15 protein-coding genes are annotated in these 19720 nt (G+C 37.8%); 2 read left to right on the top strand and 13 right to left on the bottom strand.

Annotation, left to right across the window (positions count from 1 at the left end; translation table 11 throughout):
• Window position 1 precedes the first annotated feature (1 nt).
• The 5 genes from AC3FI7_RS20785 to AC3FI7_RS20765 form a co-directional block, all read right to left on the bottom strand.
• Window positions 2-1591, bottom strand: a complete 1590-nt coding sequence (locus AC3FI7_RS20785; protein ID WP_491460807.1) for a T9SS type A sorting domain-containing protein — start codon at window positions 1589-1591, stop codon at window positions 2-4.
• A gap of 476 nt (window positions 1592-2067) precedes the next feature.
• Window positions 2068-3525 (bottom strand): TolC family protein, encoded by a 1458-nt coding sequence (locus AC3FI7_RS20780; RefSeq protein ID WP_491460806.1) that lies wholly within the window; start codon window positions 3523-3525, stop codon window positions 2068-2070.
• The gene (locus AC3FI7_RS20775; RefSeq protein WP_142724102.1) at window positions 3497-6688 is read right to left on the bottom strand and encodes an efflux RND transporter permease subunit; all 3192 of its coding nucleotides are present in this window, start codon (window positions 6686-6688) and stop codon (window positions 3497-3499) included. The genes AC3FI7_RS20780 and AC3FI7_RS20775 overlap by 29 nt, the downstream gene beginning before the upstream one ends.
• A gap of 21 nt (window positions 6689-6709) precedes the next feature.
• Complete coding sequence (locus AC3FI7_RS20770; RefSeq protein ID WP_142724291.1) at window positions 6710-7792, bottom strand: efflux RND transporter periplasmic adaptor subunit; 1083 nt, start codon at window positions 7790-7792, stop codon at window positions 6710-6712.
• A 146-nt stretch (window positions 7793-7938) separates the two neighbouring features.
• A complete protein-coding gene (locus AC3FI7_RS20765) occupies window positions 7939-8325 on the bottom strand; it encodes a hypothetical protein (RefSeq protein WP_343661185.1) in 387 nt (128 codons plus the stop codon).
• Window positions 8326-8979: 654 nt separating this feature from the next.
• On the opposite strand from AC3FI7_RS20765, the gene AC3FI7_RS20760 reads away from it, so the two are divergent.
• Both AC3FI7_RS20760 and AC3FI7_RS20755 read left to right on the top strand, forming a co-directional pair.
• Window positions 8980-9372 carry a multicopper oxidase domain-containing protein gene (locus AC3FI7_RS20760; RefSeq protein ID WP_142724104.1) on the top strand — a complete coding sequence of 131 codons (393 nt, stop codon included), beginning with the start codon at window positions 8980-8982 and terminating at the stop codon, window positions 9370-9372.
• Window positions 9373-9409: 37 nt separating this feature from the next.
• On the top strand, window positions 9410-9844 hold the full coding sequence (locus AC3FI7_RS20755; RefSeq protein WP_142724105.1) for an META domain-containing protein: 435 nt from the start codon (window positions 9410-9412) through the stop codon (window positions 9842-9844).
• A gap of 69 nt (window positions 9845-9913) precedes the next feature.
• On the opposite strand, the gene AC3FI7_RS20750 is transcribed toward AC3FI7_RS20755, so the two are convergent.
• The 8 genes from AC3FI7_RS20750 to AC3FI7_RS20715 all read right to left on the bottom strand — a co-directional run bounded on the left by AC3FI7_RS20750 (window position 9914) and on the right by AC3FI7_RS20715 (window position 19718).
• On the bottom strand, window positions 9914-10174 hold the full coding sequence (locus tag AC3FI7_RS20750) for a SemiSWEET transporter (protein WP_142724106.1): 261 nt from the start codon (window positions 10172-10174) through the stop codon (window positions 9914-9916).
• A gap of 34 nt (window positions 10175-10208) precedes the next feature.
• Complete coding sequence (locus tag AC3FI7_RS20745) at window positions 10209-11243, bottom strand: NAD(P)/FAD-dependent oxidoreductase (protein WP_491460805.1); 1035 nt, start codon at window positions 11241-11243, stop codon at window positions 10209-10211.
• A gap of 54 nt (window positions 11244-11297) precedes the next feature.
• Window positions 11298-12236, bottom strand: a complete 939-nt coding sequence (gene porN / locus AC3FI7_RS20740; RefSeq protein WP_142724108.1) for a type IX secretion system ring subunit PorN/GldN — start codon at window positions 12234-12236, stop codon at window positions 11298-11300.
• A gap of 22 nt (window positions 12237-12258) precedes the next feature.
• Window positions 12259-13851 carry a type IX secretion system motor protein PorM/GldM gene (gene porM, locus AC3FI7_RS20735; RefSeq protein ID WP_142724109.1) on the bottom strand — a complete coding sequence of 531 codons (1593 nt, stop codon included), beginning with the start codon at window positions 13849-13851 and terminating at the stop codon, window positions 12259-12261.
• A 52-nt stretch (window positions 13852-13903) separates the two neighbouring features.
• Window positions 13904-14596, bottom strand: a complete 693-nt coding sequence (gene porL / locus AC3FI7_RS20730) for a type IX secretion system motor protein PorL/GldL (RefSeq protein ID WP_142724110.1) — start codon at window positions 14594-14596, stop codon at window positions 13904-13906.
• A 57-nt stretch (window positions 14597-14653) separates the two neighbouring features.
• The gene (gene porK, locus AC3FI7_RS20725) at window positions 14654-16075 is read right to left on the bottom strand and encodes a T9SS ring complex lipoprotein PorK/GldK (RefSeq protein ID WP_142724111.1); all 1422 of its coding nucleotides are present in this window, start codon (window positions 16073-16075) and stop codon (window positions 14654-14656) included.
• Window positions 16076-16183: 108 nt separating this feature from the next.
• On the bottom strand, window positions 16184-18037 hold the full coding sequence (gene glmS, locus AC3FI7_RS20720) for a glutamine--fructose-6-phosphate transaminase (isomerizing) (protein WP_291904199.1): 1854 nt from the start codon (window positions 18035-18037) through the stop codon (window positions 16184-16186).
• A gap of 28 nt (window positions 18038-18065) precedes the next feature.
• Complete coding sequence (locus AC3FI7_RS20715; protein ID WP_491460804.1) at window positions 18066-19718, bottom strand: DUF4270 family protein; 1653 nt, start codon at window positions 19716-19718, stop codon at window positions 18066-18068.
• Between the last annotated feature and the right edge of the window lie 2 nt (window positions 19719-19720).

The following is a 19720-nucleotide window of genomic DNA, read 5'->3' as shown; positions in this document are numbered from 1 at the left end:
TTTATTTCTTAATTAATTTAGCATTCGCCGTTTTGTTGCTATCAGTTTTAATGGTCACCAAATAAGCTCCTTGTACAAGTGCCTGCGTATTGATCTTTGTCACTTTGTTCTTAGTTTTAATACTCTGAAGCTGTCTTCCGCTCATGTCATACAAAAGAATATCTGCATCCTTGAAATCGAAACCGATTTCTACATATGCATAATCAGACACTGGATTCGGATAGATTTTGATATCGTATTTCTCAATTAACTGGTCAACCTGTTTGTCTCCCAGTTTCACGATCTTCCAGTTTTCTTTTCCAAGCTCTTCTGCACTGGTTCCTGCTAGAATAATTGATCCGTCTTTGTTCAGCTTTAAATCAGAAAGTCTCTCTTCTTTCTTTCTGGATTCTCCCTTTACATGTTTTCTCCACTGCTCATTTCCATTCTGGTCAAGGTATAATATCCAGAAGGTTTCATCATCGGTCTGTATTCTTCCTTCTGCCTGGGTATAGCCACCCAATAAGATTCCTTTGGAAGATGTGTCATCTGCAGAGTGAAGAACACTCATTCCCATTAGAATATCACGGTTTTTGAAATTGTAAGACTTCTGCCACTGTTCATCGCCTCTGTCATTTAAAGAAATTAACCATAGGTCTGTTCCTTCTTCCAGTCCTACCGCTTTATTTCCTGATCTTTCTGATCTGGATTCTCCACCGATAATGAATCCGGTTGAGGTTAATGCAAGGGTTCTCAAATGATCATCATCTTTCCCTCCGAAGTTCTTTTCCCATTCCACTTTTCCGTTTTTATCCAGCTTTACGATCCAGTAATCGCCTTCGCCGAAGTTGTCGCTTTGTTTTTGTAACGTTGTCAGATGTCGGGTGTCGGATGTATTTTGAGGACTTTGTACAGCTGAACTTCTTGAATACATTCCAAGTAAAGCTCCTCCGTCTTTTGTTGGAATCATCTTCTCCACCTCATCCAATCCTTTTCCACCTAAAATAAGCTGTGAAAGTTCTTTTCCATCTTTGTCCAGTTTTGTGATGAAGACATCCTTGGAACCGTAGCCTTTTGCAGCGCTCTGTACATTTCCGGCCACAAAGAATCCCAAATCGGTAGTCTGGATAACCGCTCTGGCTTCTTCATCTGAAGAACTGCCTAAGGTCTTCTGCCATAATTCGTCCCCAAATTCATTGATCCTGATGAGCCAGATATCAGATCCTCCTTTGGAATCCTCTTTTTTATCCAGCCCTTTCCCTGAATAAGAAGTGCCTGCTAAAAGAAATCCGCCATCCTGTGTGGTAACAGTGGCTGACAGATAATCATGATTTGGTCCTGAGAAATATTTTTCCCAGACTTCTTCTCCCTGCTGGTTCAGCTTGACCAGATGAAAATCGTAACCGTTGTTCTGCTTACTTCCAGCCTCCAGCTTTCCGCTTCCTGACTGTATCGAACTTCCTGTAATTAGGTATTGCTGATCGATGGTTGTGGTGATCTGGCTTAAGAAATCCTGGGTAGAGGATCTGATGTCTTTCTGCCATATCACTTCCTGGGCTGATGTGCCCAGATAAGCGCATAAGGTGAGCGCTCCGAGATAGATTTTTTTCATTCCCGTGTTTTTTAAGTTAACATTGTTTATAGTGACAGATCATGGTTAAAATCCAATTCTCTTATAATATGCTAAGAATCAGAGATCTTTATAGTGTAAAAATATTTCAAAACTATTCAAAATAATATTCTTTTAAGGCAAAAAATATTGTATTTCAATGTGTATACATTTAAACTCCTATTTGTACATATTAAATTGATTTTGAATATTTTAAAAGTAACTGAAGAATATCCTCCGAATGAATATAATTGAATAAAAATTTCATAGTTATTGTTTTTTTAGCCATAATTTGACTATGTTATAAAACTTTACAAATTTAACGTTTTTTAACATATCTGTACACATATGATCCTGATGTAATACAAAAATATTTCTTTGAAGCGACAGAACGTGTCGTATAAAAATAAAAAAGGCCAACTCAAAAGAATTGACCCTTCCAAAAAACATTAACTGTTTATTGATAGAATTATGATGTTTTATTTCCAGCCTCCACCTAAACTTTTATAGATGTCGACTACTGTACTGAGCTGTTTCTGTTTTGCCTCAATAAGTTCCATTTTAGCATCCAGTGCATCCCTTTGGTTCAGAAGAACTTCAAGATAATCTGCTCTGGAATTCCGGAACAACTGATTGGCGATATCAATAGACTGGTCAAGAGCTTTCGTTTCCTGAGACTTTAACTGATAATACTGATCAATATTTTTAACCTTTGACATCAGATTGGCAACATCCAGATAAGCATTCAGAATGGTTTTGTCATATTCGTACAATGCCTGGATCTGCTTTGCATCTGCTGTCTGGAAATTGGCTTTTATCGCACTTTTATTAATCAGCGGACCTGCCAGTTCACCCGCAAGATTGTACGCAATAGATTCGGGCATTTTAACGAGATAGGAAGGTTTGAAAGCTTCCAGACCTAATGTTGCTGAAATTTCCAGAGAAGGATAAAATTCTTTTCTTGCTGCTTCCACATCCAGCTTTGAAGCCTTTAATTCCAGCTCTGCCTGCTTGATATCAGGACGGTTCGCCAAAAGCTGTGACGGAATCCCGGTATATACCGTTTGAGGAATGATAGACATAAAGTTTTCCTTCGTTCTTACAATCGGTTGTGGATACCGTCCCAACAAAGCATTGATTTCATTTTCCTTCTCCGTGATTTGCTGACGGATGGTATATTCTGTCGCTTTGGATTTCGCCAGTTCTGCTTCAAATTTCTTCACTGCCAGTTCTGTTGCCGCTGCTGCTTCTTTCTGAATTTTGGAAATTTCCAACGCCCTTTGCTGAAGCTTGATATACTGCTGTATAATATCCAGTTGGTTATCAAGCGCTAATAATTCATAATAATTATCTGCAACTTCTTCAATAAGATTAGATAAAACAAAGTTTTTACCTTCTACTGTAGAAAGATAATGAGCCACTGCAGATTCTTTTTCAGTTCTGAGTTTTTTCCAGATATCAATCTCCCAGCTTGCATTTAATCCTGCTTCAAAATTACCCAGCGGATCCGGCATTTCTTTTCCCGGTTCAATCTCTGTAGTAGCATCCCCGGCGCCTTCGCTGGTGTAACGACCTGATTTTTTCAGTCCGGCTCCTATTCCCGCAGAAACGGTTGGGCTCAATCTTCCTTTTTTAGCTAAAACACCACTTTTAGCAATCTCAATCTCCTGAAGAGTGATCAACAGTTCCTGGTTATTTTTTAAAGCTGTTTCAATAAGCGTTACCAGATTTGGATCGGTAAAGAACTGTCTCCATGGAGTTGTTCCGCTATTGTTATTCGCATCCTGCTGTTCTTCCTGATTAAAGTTCTGAGGAATATTTTCTTTTACCTCGTCTTTTATGACAGTCGCCATGGGCGCCTTACAACTTGCAAGTACAAGTGATAAGGCAATGGCGGTGATTATATTTTTAGTCTTCGAATTTTCCATCATGTTCATAAGGTTCAGTTTGTTCTGTTAAAGGATTCTCTTCTTCATATCTTGCCAGTCTGGACTTGTCTGCAATGGTTCCGAAGATGTAATATAATCCCGGGATGATCATCAATCCGAAAATGGTTCCGATCAACATCCCTCCTGCTGCTGCAGTACCAATTGTTCTGTTACCAACTGCTCCCGGCCCTGTCGCAACCACCAATGGAATCAATCCGGCAATGAAGGCAAACGAGGTCATCAGGATAGGACGGAAACGGATGGCAGCTCCTTCAATGGCAGCCTGTGCTACAGGAATTCCTTCCTCAGCCTTCTTCTGTACGGCAAATTCAACAATTAGCACCGCATTTTTCCCCAGAAGCCCGATCAGCATGACCATGGCCACCTGTGCGTAGATATTGTTTTCCAAACCTAAAAGTTTTAAACATAAAAAGGCTCCGAAAATACCTACCGGAAGAGATAAAATAACCGGTAACGGAAGAATAAAGCTTTCATACTGGGCAGAAAGGATCAGATAAACGAATCCTAAACACACCAGGAAAATAAATACCGCCTCATTTCCACGGCTTACTTCATCTTTGGAAATCCCTGCCCAGTCGATACCAAAACCTCTTGGAAGTGTTTTATCCGCAACTTCCTGAATTGCTTTGATCGCCTGACCACTACTGTATCCAGGAGCAGGTGTTCCACTTACCTGCGCAGAATTATACATATTATGTCTTGTCATTTCAGACAGTCCATACACTTTTTCAAGTCTCATGAAGTCTGAATAAGGAACCATCTGGTCTTTATCATTTTTAACATACAGTTTCAACAGATCTGTCGGTAAAGCCCGGTATTGTGGTCCGGCCTGAACAATCACTTTATAGGGTCTGTCGAAACGGATGAAACTCGTCTCATAGTTGGACCCGATCAATGTGGATAAGTTATCCATTGCCTTTTCAATGGTCACTCCTTTTTGCTCTGCCAGATCATTGTCTATTCTAAGCATATATTGTGGGAAACTTGCAGAATAGAAAGTAAATGCTGATCCAAGCTCCGGACGCTTTTTAAGCTCTTTCACAAAGTCGTTACTTACCTGTTCCATTTTATGATAATCACCGCTTCCTGCCTTATCCAGCAAACGAAGCTCAAAACCTCCTGCAGCTCCATATCCCGGTACGGAAGGCGGCTGGAAGAATTCAATATTGGCTCCCGGAATATTTTTGGCTTTTTCCTCAAGCTTTTCAATGATTTCAGCAGCAGATTCCTTACGTTCTTCCCAGTTTTTAAGGTTGATCAGACAGGTTCCTGAGTTGGATCCTGTACCTTCGGTCAAAATCTCATACCCAGCAAGAGAGGAAACAGACTGCACTCCGTCAATGTCTTCAGATTCCCTTAGAAGTTCTCTGGCAATCTGGTTGGTTCTTTCTAATGTAGACCCCGGAGGTGTCTGAATAATGGCATAGATCATCCCCTGATCTTCTGCCGGAATAAATCCTGACGGCAAAGAGTTGCTCAGGAAGAATGTACAGGCACAGAAAGCTAATAACAGTGGTAATGTTATGGTCTTTTTCGTAACTGTTTTATTCAGCATCTTCTCATATCTTCCTGCTCCTTTTGTAAACAGGTTATTGAATTTATCCAGGAAGATAGTAACCGGAGTTTTCTTCTTAGCTTTTCCATGATTATTTCTTAAGATCAAAGCACATAAAGCCGGTGTCAAAGTAAGTGCCACAACCCCTGACAGGATAATGGACGAAGCCATTGTAATGGAAAACTGACGATAAAATACCCCAACCGGTCCGGACATAAAGGCAATCGGAATGAATACAGATGCCATTACCAGTGTGATGGCGATAATCGCTCCACTGATCTCATGCATGGCCTCTTCTGTTGCCTTCAATGGGGAAAGGTGCTTTTCTTCCATTTTAGCGTGAACAGCTTCAATGACCACAATCGCGTCATCTACCACGACCCCGATCGCCATTACCAAAGCAAAGAGGGAAATCATATTCAGGGTAATTCCAAAGGCAGACATTACTGCAAATGTTCCCACCAGAGAAACCGGAACGGCTAGTGCCGGAATCAAAGTTGAACGCCAGTCTCCGAGGAATAGGAATACCACAATTGCAACCAAAATGAAGGCCTCAAACAACGTATGAATTACTTTTTCCATAGAGGCATCCAGGAATCTGGAAACGTCATAACTGATCTCATAATGCATCCCTTTAGGAAAGTTATTTTTCTCAAGGTCCTTCATCAATGCTTTTACGTTTTTAATAACGTCACTTGCATTCGATCCGTATGACTGTTTTACCGTAATCGCTGCAGAAGGTTTTCCGTTCAGTGTGGAATAAATATCATACATGGAACTTCCGAACTCAATATCGGCCACATCTTTCAGCCTTACAGACTCCCCGTTCGGTTTTGCTTTCAGAATGATATTTCCGTAATCTTTTTCATTATTATAACGTCCCGGATACTTTAATACATATTCAAAAGACTGAGAACGTTTTCCTGAGCTTTCTCCCGTTTTACCAGGAGAAGCCTCCAAACTCTGCTCATTCAGAGATTCCATTACTTCATCAGCTGAAATGTTATAAGCCGTTAACCTATCCGGTTTAAGCCAGATACGCATTGCGTATTCACGGGTTCCGAGGATATCGGCAAAACCAACACCGCTTACCCTTCTCAACTCAGACATTATATTAATATCTGCATAGTTGAAAAGAAATTTCTGGTCAGCTTTAGGATCATCACTATACAGGTTAATATACATCAACATGTTAGGTTCTTCACGGGTGATCTTTACCCCTTCACGTACTACCAGAGGAGGAAGTTTATTCACTACTGAAGATACACGGTTCTGAACGTTTACTGCTGCTACATTGGGATCTGTTCCCAGGTCAAATACCACCTGGATGGATGCTTCCCCGTCATTTCCTGCATCTGAGGTCATATATTTCATACCGGGAACTCCGTTTAGCCCTCTTTCTAAAGGGATTACTACGGATTTGATCAACAATTCGTTGTTTGCCCCGGGATATTCTGCGGTAATATTTACTTTAGGCGGAGAAATGGATGGAAACTGTGTCACCGGAAGTTTTACCAATGACAATATCCCCATAAATACAATAATCAATGAGATTACTATGGACAGAACTGGTCTGCGAATGAATTTTTTAAACATACTGCTTCATTTTAGAGACCACTACTCTGCTTTTAATTTCAATGACTGAAGAACTTTCTTAGGATCCTGGAACTTTGTTTTCAGCTTTTGATCATCCTTTACTTTCTGAACTCCTTCCAGAAGGATCTGATCTCCTTTTGAGATTCCTGAGCCTACCACATAAAGGTCCGGAAGTTCGTATGCTACTTTGATATTTCGGGACTTTGCCACTCCGTTTTTGTCAATAACAAATACATATTTCTGATCCTGAATTTCATACGTTGCTTTTTGTGGAATAATCAGCGCATTATGAACAGGCATTGACATCTGTACTTTACCGGTTTCTCCGTTTCTTAAAAGTTTGTCAGGATTAGGGAATTTGGCACGGAACGCAATATTTCCTGTTTCGTTATCAAATTCTCCTTCAATAGTCTGGATTTCTCCTTTCTGTGTATACATTTCTCCGTTAGCCGTGATCAGGGATACCTGATTACTTCCTCTGTCCGCAGCATGGGTCTGATAGCTCAGGTATTCCGGTTCTGATACATTAAAATATGTATAAATACCTGTGTTGTCTGATAAGGAAGTCAGTAAATCGCCTTCATCAACAAGGCTTCCCAGCTTTAATGGAATTCTGTTGATAATACCGGAGAACGGTGCTTTGATATCGGTAAATGAAAGGTGGATCTGAGCGAGTTTCATTTCTGCATTGGCAGCATCAAGCTTGGCTTTTGCCATTGCTCTTTCATTCTTGGAAACGATATTGTTTCCTGCCAGAGTGCTTGCATTTTTAAGCTCGATAGAAGCCTGTTCTACCTCTGCTTTTGCTTTTAATAATTCTGCCTGATACAGTTTAGGCATGATTCGGAACAATGTCTGTCCCGCATGTACATACTGGCCTTCATCTACAAAGATTTTTTCGAGAAAACCTTTCTCCTGCGCCCGCACTTCAATGTTTTTTACAGATTGAATCTGGGCTACGTATTCTTTGTTGATTACAGTATCCATTACTACTGGGGTTGTCACCGGATAGACGGTAACTTCTTCTTTTTCTTCTTTTTTCTTATTGCAGCCAACTGCCAACAGAAGGGCACTCAACGCAATTCCCGAAGCAACTCTTTTTATCATAATTCTAGAGTTTATATAAATCGTTAATGTTTTAATAGAAATAAAACGGTAATAAAAGGGGGAACGATGTGATGAATTACCAACAAGCACAACGCAAAGTATTTCTACCTGAAATCAGGCAGAAAAGAACAGATGTCAAAATTTTAAATTCTGATAGAACGGATAAGAATGAATCTTTTTGTAGCAAAACCAAGAACAAAGCCATGAATATCTGGCTTAAATCTTTTGTTGTTTTTTAATCCAAAAATATAGATCAGGCTGAAAACTCCGGCCAAAACAACAATAGCCTGCCATACATCAGAGAGCTGGAAATCATTCTCAGCCAGTTCCAATGTGGAGTTATCTACATGATCTGCCATCTGCTGAACAGATAGCTTTTCAAATGTCTGGTTAAGGCGGTTGGCCCGTTTGGGCATATGATGAGAAACATGACCATTGTAGTCATTTCGAAGAGTTTTAACGTTGAGTCTGCTTTCCACTACAAAGAGCAGAAAAAGACCCGTTAAAAAGTATACTATAAAGTTTCTCATTTTGAAGTTGCAAATGTACACCCTGTTTATGATATTATCATAGTAGATTAACAAAATTTAACTCTCCTTTAAAATACCTGAATTTAAACGCATGAAAAATATTAAATTTTTCTACTGTTCAAGGGTATTTTAGACAATTACAATTCCGACTTGTAAAGATTCGGATTTTTAAAAAATTAAGCTATTTTATGAATTGCAAAAAAAATGGCTCATCGGGTGGTCATTTTTTGAACATTTTAAATAGCCTAAGATTGTTATTTGTAATTTTTTTTGGCGAAAGTACAGAAAAAAGCAGAGAGCTAAACTTTGTCATAATTTTATATTATTAACATTCCCTTATTGTCATTCTCTTCTTTTTGAATTATTTTTGCCGAAAATTTACACAACAAATGAGAAATAAAAGAAAATTATATTATTACACTGATAATAAGTCCGTTAAAATTCCCATATTAACAGCTCCTGCACTAAGTTTTCCACAATAAATATTACTTTCCGTTTTCTGAATTGTGCTTCAATAAGCAGTGAGATAAATTAAGATAAATTTAAAATTACTGTTAGTTTATGCAAAATTAACACATATTTATTAAAAATATTCGTAAATTTATATAGCATTAATATTGTAATTCATGAAACACTTTAAAATCACTTATCACTATGAAAAAATTATTAACTCCGATCCTTTTGGGATTGACCATTCTTTCCTTAACAGCGTGTAAACATCCCGGAAAAGAAGCCGAAACCATTACAGCTGCTGCTCCTGAAAACAAAGACGACATTTCGAAAAATGTGTATGTTGACAGTTATGGAGAAAAAATAGAAGTCACAATCAACAACACCAAAAATACCGCTACAATTCATTTAAACGGTAAAACTTTTGACCTTAAAAAAAGTGATGCTTTACCTGAATATACAGCCTCCAATGAAGAGTATCAATACTCTGATATTAAAGGGAATATAACTTTCCTTAAAAAGAACGTGGACATGGTCCTGTTCCATCTTAAACAGGCAAAAAAAGAGTCCGGGCCTGCAAAAATGGCATCGTATTAGCATAGAGAAAAGCATTCATATTAAAAAAATAAGCATTATGAAAAGTTTATATTATTATCTATCGGCACTTGTTATCGCAACATTTTTGGTTGTTTCCTGCAAAACACAGAATGCTCAAAAAGCAACTGCTGATATTACAGGAAAAACATGGAAGCTTACTGAACTGAACGGGAAGCCTATTGAACTGAAAAATCCTAAAAACAATCCTTATTTCAAACTTGATATGAATGAGATGAGGTATTCAGGTCATGCCGGATGTAACGGTTTAGGTGGTACATTCGAAATTAAACCTGAGGTTATGAGAATTAAATTCAATCAGGGAATGTCTACCATGATGGCTTGTGAAGATCTTGATATTGAAAACCAGTTTACAAAAGCGATCCTTGCAGCGGACAATTACTCTGTCAATGGAAATACCCTTACTTTGAACAAAGCCAGAATGGCTCCTCTAGCCAAATTTGTTCTTCAGTAATTGAATCTCACTTAAATAAAAATACAATACGCCTCGTGATCACGGGGCGTATTTTATATATGGGTAGTGCTATTTTCTCCTGCTGTACATTATATAGCAGATCAGAAGACTGATATTGACCAGAACAGCAAATGAATTTGACAAGATAATGGGCAGCTCGTCTTTTTTAAAACCATACCACACCCACAAAGACAGCCCCGAAATAAGGACTAAAAGCATAAGTAAAGAAATATCTTCAACATTCTTCTCTCTGATTACCTTTACAAGTTGTGGAATCATGGATACGGAAGTAAGAACTCCGGCTACTATACCTAGTACATTTTCATTCATAAATTTTCAGCTTTACTATATTTGCCTTAATACCTTATTGAAATCTATTCAGTGAAACTTCTTCATGCAAAGGAATACCTTCTTCCATAAAACGGAACAGATCTCTTGCAAAATAGCATCCATTGAGAATACCGCGAGCTCCCAATCCATTAAAAACATACAGGTTACTGAATATGGTGTGTCTGCCAATAATCGGTCTCCTGTCTTTTACCGTAGGTCTGAAGCCAAAATGCACTTCCTTCACTTCGAAATCGTAAGGATAAAACTCAGAAAGTCCATTGACCAATTGTGTGACTGCTGATTCATCAATGTGATGATGAAGCTGCTCTCTGTCGTAAGTTCCTCCATAAAAGTAAAGCCCGTTTCCGGTTGGGAATAAGAAATGTTTCTTCTTAATGGTTATATTTTCAGGAATCGGTTGAGAGAGTTTTACTTTTATATGGTGGCCTTTGTTGGGGTTCACCATTATTTCAGAAAAATAAGGATTCTCCTTTACTCCCATTCCTTCACAGAAAATAAGATGTTTGAAATTAAAATCCTTATAAGTGGCTTCGGATGGATTCAATTTTGTGTAATCAAATTTTTCTTTTACCAAATGATCATTTTTTTCAAAATAATCGAATAAACCAATGAAAAATCCATTAACATTAAGCCTGGCAGACTGATTTACCTTTCCGGATAGAAAATCATTTTTTACCCCATTTAAGCGATCAAAATTCTGATCAAGAAAATTTTTAAGCTCTTCATTTCCGGATTTCTTTAACCATAGATTCTGTTCATTCTCATCATGAAAAATTCTGTGAATAGGAGCATTAATAAGATAGTTTTCTCCGGTATAGGATTGTATTTCCTGAAGACTTTCCTTCAGAAAATCTATTTGTTTCTGTGCTTTCCAGAAGGTGGTAAATTTTTTCAGAACAACAGGATTGATAATCCCCGCTGAAACCTGAGAAGCACTTTTTCTTCCTTCAGAAAAGATCACAAAAGATTTATGATGTTTAATAAGCTGATGAGCCAGAAAAAGCCCTGCATACCCGTCTCCTACAATAATATAATCTACATTTCTCATAATAAAAAAACCTGAGTAAAAATACTCAGGTTTTGTATAAATATCAAGTGAAATCTAGTAATTCCACATATCATTTTCCATTTCCAGAATCTGTGCTTTGATTCTATCACTTTCTTCCAGCTGCTCATCAGCATTTTTAGGGATATAGTCTTTGATGGTACCGTCTCCTAAACCGGCAGAAGATTTATAGATAATAGAAGAGAATCTTCTTGCATTGATGATATCATCAAAAGATAAGTCAGCAGAAGAGTTTTTTCTATTAAAAACATAATTGTTTGCCAAAATATCTCTTGCACTTGGATAGTAGATCCAGAATAAGTCGATCAATTCATCAGCTCCTGCTAAAGGCTGCCCATCAGGACCAATTCTCCCTACAGATGTAGGATCTGGACCCATGGCTGCGATACCAAGAGGTCTGTATTTCATTTGACCATCTCTTTTATCGATAAACCACATACCCATTACTTTAAGAACTTTTACTTTATCAGTAGTGGTTCTGATGATATCGGTTAATCTTTTCTTTTCGTCTTCTGTAAGAGTTCTTCCTGAGTTAAGGATATCGATCGCCTCTTCATCTAATCTTACACTTTCCAATCTTTTCTGAATGGCTTCCGGAGTAAGTCTTGTAACAAAGTTTTCGTCATCATAAACTTCCTTGATGTCACCTTTAAGAGCTCCATCTAGTAATAACTGATATAAAGATCTTGTAGAAGTTGAAAGAAGACCATCCGGGTTATCATAGTAGAATGGCTGGTTGATCTTATCATTCATATCAATGATTTCCCAAACAAACATACTTTTGTAAATATCCTTCTCATCAACGAAACCATATTCAAGAGGTTTTACTTTATTGCTGATAACAGTATCCCCTGCTTTTCTCATAGATTCAGCTCTCATCTGTCTAAATTCTTCAGGAGAAGCAGCATTCAGAATAGTCTGGGAAAAAGCAAATCCCGAAACTAAAACTAAAAGGGTGCTAATATATTTTTTCATAATATGATTTTACAAATTAACCTTATTGAACATTAATAATTACAGGTGAAATTTCCTTAAGCTTCTGGTTTCCAAGTCCTGTAGCAGTCGCCTGAATATCATAGATCTGAACTACATCACCAGGTCTAAGATTTCTAAGCATACCCTCTGCCCCTGATAATGAGCTACCCTGAATCAGAGTACCTGCTTTTCCTGGCAGCTTGATAATGAAGCTGTTTACAGTGAATGAAACAGGGAAATCAAAATCTGGTAAAGTTGCTGAAACAATCTGGTTAGGTATAGAACCTGCCGGCATAAAGTTTACTGCTTTACCTCTGATCTGACCCTGAGGTCTAGGGATATTCTTAATTCTGTATTCAAATACCTGAGAAACTGTCTTACCATATGGATCCGTACCTGATAATGTCAACTTAACCACATTTCCTGTAGTAGGTGTTACATCCCATTTACCCTGACCTGTACTCTTCACAGTAGCTCCTGCAGCAGATAATGAAAGTTTAGAATTATCAGCCCCTAAGATTGATCCTGAAACAGGGTTCTCAAGTCCTCTATACATTACATTCATTTTATCAGCAGAAAGCAATAATCCTTTCTCAAGTTTTACTTCTCTTGGTCCTGCAATGACATTATAAGTATGCGTCCAAGGGAAGCTTTGCGGCTTACCGGAAGCATCTGTCAATGTAATGGTACCACCTAATTTATGTTCACCAATTCCAGAACCTGAAATCTGCATAATACCTTTACCGTTTTCTACTCTGCTAACACCAGAAATACTGATCTTATTGCTGTTGGAGTAGGTACCCAGCATTACTTTTACTTCAGCCTGTTTTCCAGCCTGGATATCTACCGGACCTGAAACAATAGGCTCATAGCTTGAGAACTTGATGTTCGCATCTACTTTTTCCTGAAGTAATAGGGCCAATGCATCAGACTGTACATTTCTGGCATCATTTTGGATAATTTCCAAATTAGATATTGCAGCAATTAGCGGCTGATGATAAAATTTATTTTGGAACCAAGTCTTTTCATTTGGAGATGTTCCTTTAGGATATTCTGCAATTAGAGACTTATTAGCTCTTTCCACTAAATCTTTAAGTTGAGGATTATTTCCAAAAGTTGCATTGATATAGTTTCTTACATCATCAATTTTAGCTTTCAGATCTAATGCATTCTTTGAAGGTGTATTTTCATCTCCTTCCTTAAAGAAATATTCAGTAGTTGCTTCATTATTATTCAATGCAGCAAAATTCTCGCTTACATCAATATCTTTTCCTGTTTTAGGATCTTTATCATGAAACTCAGATTGTTTCTTTAATAAATTTTTGACATCCTGAGCAGAATTTACCAACACATCAATCTTAGATTTCAATACTTTGTATTGTGCCCAAGGCTGTGCATAGGTATCGGGAACCTGTTGAGCTTTAGCTTCCAGGGTTCTTTCAAAGATCTTTTCGTTTTTCTTTTCTGTTAGAGTTCTTGTCTCATTCAATGCTCTGGTAGAGTCATAGTATGATCTGATGATTTCTGCATCAATATTTAGGGCCATCATCGCGATGAACACCAAATACATCAGGTTGATCATCTTCTGACGAGGGGTCTGTTTTCCTTGTGCCATTCTCTTTTCTTTGTTTTTTGATTAAGTAGTTAAATTTAGAAATGGTTAGGAATTAAGACTTCATAGCAGTTAACATACCACCATAAACTCTGTTTAAATTATTAAGATTAGTTGTTAAACCTTGTAACTCTTGGTTGAATTTCTCAGATTGCTCTGCAGATTTCTGCATATCTGCTACATATTTGTTGGCAAATTCAGATTGCTTTTTACCGCTTTCCAATTGCATCGCATAAAGTGCGTTCATGCTTTCCATATGCTGAGCTGCTTTATTTAGCTGATCGTTATATTTATGAGTGGAAGCAGATACGTCAACGGTTTGATTGATCTGATCAACAGAGTTTGAAAATTTATCAATTCCTGTTCTTAATCTTTCAAATAACTGAACATCTAATCTTGCATCTTCAAGCATTTTATCCAATTTGCTGGAAAGGGAGTTTTCCAGTTCAGCAAACTGAGCACTTGTATTTTTAGTAGTAACGTTTGAGTGTAAAGGGTTTGGATTGGCATGTTTATCTAATAATTCAGGATAAACATTTTCCCAGGCATAAGACTCCTCAGTTTTTGGTGGGTCAAATGCGAAAATAATAAAGATAATCGCTTCAGTAATAAGCCCTACTGTAAGAGCCATATTCCCGTTGATGGGTCCCAGTGTAATGTGAGTAATTTTAAGCCAAGCTCCAAGAATTACAATTGCAGCACCGAATGAATAAAAGAAATTCATCCAAGCATCTTTAGTCTTAAACATATTGAGTTAGTTTTTTTAATGTTAAATAAAATTGTTATTGAAAAATTGTCTGGTTAGTTATCTGTTAATTCTTCTTGGCTTAACTGCTGCTTCAGGAATATCCTGAACTGTTCTGAATCCGATATAACTTCTCGCTGAATCTTTTCTTTCCCAGTCTCTGGCACCTGTCATTAGTGCAGATCCTATATCCTTCCAAGATCCACCTCTTACAGACTTCTTAGTATCCTTTTTATCTTTAGTAGAAGGATTGAGTGTAGAAGAGAATCCGTATGAAGAGTTGTTATATGAAGATGATGTCCACTCAGAAACGTTTCCAGCCATATCAAATAACCCAAACCCATTTTTCTTAAATTTCTTAACTGGAGCTGTATATGTATAAGTACCCTTTTTCTCGTCTTCCATGTAGTTACCTCTCTTAGGTTTGAAGTTGGCAAGGTAGCAACCTCTGTCGTCCATTAAATATGGACCTCCCCAAGGATAAGTAGCATTTTGCATTCCGCCTCTTGCAGCATATTCCCATTCGGTTTCTGTTGGAAGACGGAACTCTAATGGTCTTTGTTTTTTTCTTTTTAAACTTTCGTTGTAATCTGTTTTCAATTTAGATCTGAAGTTACAATAAGCCCTTGCCTGATCCCAGGTAACCCCAACAACAGGATAGTCTTTGTAAGCCTTGTGCCAGAAATACTGTTCAAACAATGGCTCATTGTAAGCAAAGTGGAAATCTTTTACCCAAACGGTAGTATCAGGATAGATCGCAATACTTTCGCTTCTCAGGTAATTAGCTCCTCTTTCGTTATCAGCAACTGCAGCATCCATATCTCCCCAACGGTAAGTATATTTAAGCTTGCTTACATCTAAAATTCTTTCGTTTCCAATTCTTGAAGAAGTAGGCAGATACATAGATTCTAAAACCTCTGCGTATTCTACATCCGGATATTTTGATGTGCTCCAGTGTAAAGGAATTTTCCAATCTAATCTTTTGCTGGCATCATATCCTCCATCTTCTCGGCCTCCCTGGCCTTCCATATATTCTTGATAAGGTGTTAAGTTTTCTTCTTTTTTAGCAAGGTATGCATAATCTCCTATGCTTGCTCCTCTACGTCCGCCTTCATCACCGCCTTCTCCGGCAGCTTCAGCAAGTAAAGTTCTCGCGATAGAGTCTCTTACATAATTGATAAATACTCTGTACTCCGCATTGGTAGTTTCTGCTTCATCCATGAAGAAAGAAGAAACAGTAACCGTCTTCAATGATGCTTTTTCAGGTGTATGTGTTGGATCCTGGTCTGCTAAACCAGCCACAAATGAACCTGCAGGAATAGCGACCATTCCGTATGGTCTTTCCGCAACAAATGATTTAGTTTTTTCTCTTGGTATCAATTCTCCTTTTGTTCCTGGCTTCCCTACAGAAGAGCTGCCACCACCTGAACAAGATACCGATGCTACCGACGCAGACAATAATAAAAGAAATATCCTTTTCATGTTAATTTTTATAATTAAGCCGTAAATATATAATTTTTTTAAGAAACTTTTAAGATTTTTTTTGAAATAACGGAAGAAATCTAAATTTATTTTATTTACAACAACTTTTTATTCCACGGTTACGGATTTTGCAAGGTTTCTCGGTTGATCTACGTTGGCTCCTCTGTATACTGCAATGTAGTAAGCAAGCAGTTGCAGAGGCACGGAAGCAACGATAGGAGAGAAACATTCTGAAGTTTCAGGGATTTCGATAACATAATCTGCCATTTCGCTCACCTGACGGTCTCCTTTGTTCACAACAGCGATAATTTTTCCTTTTCTCGCCTTAATTTCCTGAACATTACTTACAATTTTATCATAGTGGCCCTTTTTAGGAGCTATAATTACAATTGGCATATTCTCATCGATCAGGGCAATCGGACCATGCTTCATTTCCGCAGCCGGATATCCTTCTGCATGGATATAAGAGATTTCTTTTAATTTTAATGCACCTTCCAAGGCTGCAGGATAATTGTATCCTCTTCCAAGATAAAGGAAGTTCGTTGCTGACACGAAATCTTTTGCAATATTCTGGGTAAGCTCATGAGTCGTATTCAACACTTCTTCAATTTTCTTAGGAATAGCATCAAGCTCAGAAATTAAGCTCATAAATTCAGCATTTCCTAAATTTCCGTTGTGTTTCCCTAATTTAAATGCAATTAATGTAAGGATAGTAAGCTGCGCAGTAAATGCTTTTGTAGAAGCAACCCCAATTTCAGGACCTGCATGCGTATATGAACCAGCATCTGTAATTCTTGCGATTGAAGAATCAACAACATTACATATACCATATATAAATGCTCCTTTTTCTTTTGCCAGTTTTAAAGCAGCCATTGTATCAGCCGTCTCTCCAGATTGAGAGATAGCAATTACCACATCTTTATCTGTAATAATCGGATTTCTGTATCTGAACTCTGACGCATATTCTACTTCTACAGGGATTCTTGCATATTCCTCTATCAGATACTCTCCGATAAGACCGGCATGCCACGAAGTTCCACAGGCAATGATGATAATTCTGTTGGCATTTTTAAATTTCTCTACGTGATCCCAGATTCCTGCCATTTTGATAATCCCTTCATCTACAAGAAGTCTACCTCTCATGGTATCATGTACAGATTTTGGCTGTTCGAAGATTTCTTTAAGCATAAAATGCTCGTATCCTCCTTTTTCAATCTGCTCAAGGCTTAGCTTAAGTTCCTGAATTTCTGGCTCAATCTTAGAATTTTCATTGATGGTTCTGATATCAACCCCACTTTCAAGCGAAATGGTTGCCATATGCCCTTCTTCTAGATAAATAGCCTCTTTTGTAAATTCCACAAAAGGAGAAGCATCAGATGCAATAAAATATTCTTTATCTCCGATCCCGATTGCCAGAGGAGATCCCAGTCTTCCTACCACCAATACTCCAGGATAATCTTCGTGAAGTACAGTGATCGCATAGGCTCCATACACCTCGTTCAGTGCATATCTTACTGCTGTCGGGAAATCAGTATCAGAATTAAGATCCATAAAATACTGGATAAGATTTACCAATACTTCCGTATCTGTTTCTGATTTGAAGGTAAAGCCTTTTTCAGTAAGCATGGTTTTAATGGTATCATAGTTTTCGATAATACCATTATGTACAATTGCGATCTTTCCGTTATTTGACAGATGCGGATGGGAGTTTCTGTCACTTGGAACACCGTGGGTAGCCCATCGGGTATGCCCCATTCCAATTTTAGACTTCCCTTTCAGTTCTTTCGAAATATTCACCAAATCCTCAACTTTACCTTTTGTCTTTTCAACTTCCAGCTTATTATCTGGACTTTCTAAAACAATTCCGGCACTGTCATACCCTCTATATTCCAATCTTCTAAGACCGTTAATTACAATTTCGTAAGCGTCTTGAAAACCTGTATATCCTACTATTCCGCACATATTATTTTGTCTAGTGTTTTATTGTGTTCTATTTTTTTGTAGCGTACGTCACTTTTAACTGTACCCTGTTTTCATTTGTTTTATCCGTTCCCGTAAGAATAATTCTGTTCATATCAAATGCTCTTGTTGTATTACGAACTCCCAAAAGGGTACCGGTAGCATTGGCAGCAAATGATCCTGCACTGATATATAATAGCTTATTCACTACTGGCTGATCATTTCCACTTGAGTCTTTTTCTGTTTTTTGTTCAACAATATCCTTTAATGCCTTGGTAACTATAAAATCATAATATTCAGGCTTATTGTCTTTACTTTTATTATAATAATACAATCCAAGACCGTTCAGTAAATCTGATGTAAATGCCAGTTTAGAGTAATCAATTGTAGTATTTGCCAATGGGTTTGTAAGAAGGATAAATCTACGGTCTTCTGTAGATCCAGTATTTTTCCAGCTGGCAGGGTCTACATATATTCTGATCTTAGCACTCAGAATACCTGCTTTATCTTTGTTGTAAATATCTCTAAGCTGGGCAATCGTCTCATCCTTAATTTTAACAGCAACAGAAGGACCTCCCATTCCCTGAACAAAAAGTCTCGCGTCACCTTCAGAAGGCTTGCTTGATGCCAGCGCACCTGCAACTGAAGTTCCTGCTCTTTCATATTCGTATAGGCCCAGGTGAGCATTAGGAGCTCCAAGGTTGAATTTAAGTGTTGTCTGCGGTCTTGTTGTAGTTCCGTTATCCGTTTTATCATATTTATAATACATGATAAGTTCCAGATCATTAGGAGAGAACTGATACAGGTATCTGTCTGTTTCATCCACAGAAATTTTTATTCCTTTAAAATACCTGATAAAGTTAGCTGCATCCTGAAGTTCAGGCTTTCCCTTTTTATCAAGAATATGAGTCTGGAAAAAGTCTGTATTGCTCAATTTTATTCTGAATCCAAGATTTCCTGTAAACACAACCGAGTTATCGGATTTTTTCGTAATAGATAAAGAGCTGACATTGCCATCAAATACTCCTGATCCTAGCAGTTCGCCAGTACTTAAAGTCTTATTGGAACGTTTGAAACTATCATCATTGGTATCTAAGAATGTAGTTACTTCATGTACATTGATTTTCATTGATTTTGAAGCACCTCCAATTTTACCGTATTTACGAACAGGATAAGTTTTTTTCTCAATCGAAACAGCCGTAGCCACTCCATCTACAGGAAAATCACTTTTATCAAATGTATTGGTCTTTAATGAATCACTTTCAAAAAAATAAGTATTCGTTGTGGTATTTGCAGGTGGTCTCACGACAAGAACCACAGAGTCTACTTTTGGATTGGCGCCGTTAAAGTCGAAATTATCTACCGGCATTCTTAACTGAGTAACATAAGATGCCCTCTGCATCCCGAACTGATTTTCAGTAAAAGCACCAAGAACTCCTACAGTTAAAGCGGTACCGCTTTCATTCAATCCGTTAATTAATCTTGACGCATCACTTCTGATTGAGTCATTATTATTATAGTTGTACGCAATAACGTCATATGAAACTTCATTTCCTTGCGCTGCATCATTATTGAACAACTGCTCGCCCAAAGAATCCGGATCAGGTTCACAGTTATAAAGGATTGTACTTCCGAAAATCGCCAGTAAAAGTATGGCGAAGGTCCTTTTAAGATTATGAGTCATTA

Source organism: Chryseobacterium sp. TQ-BC-N36, from assembly GCF_058382295.1.
This window is presented reverse-complemented; position numbering and strand designations above follow the sequence as displayed.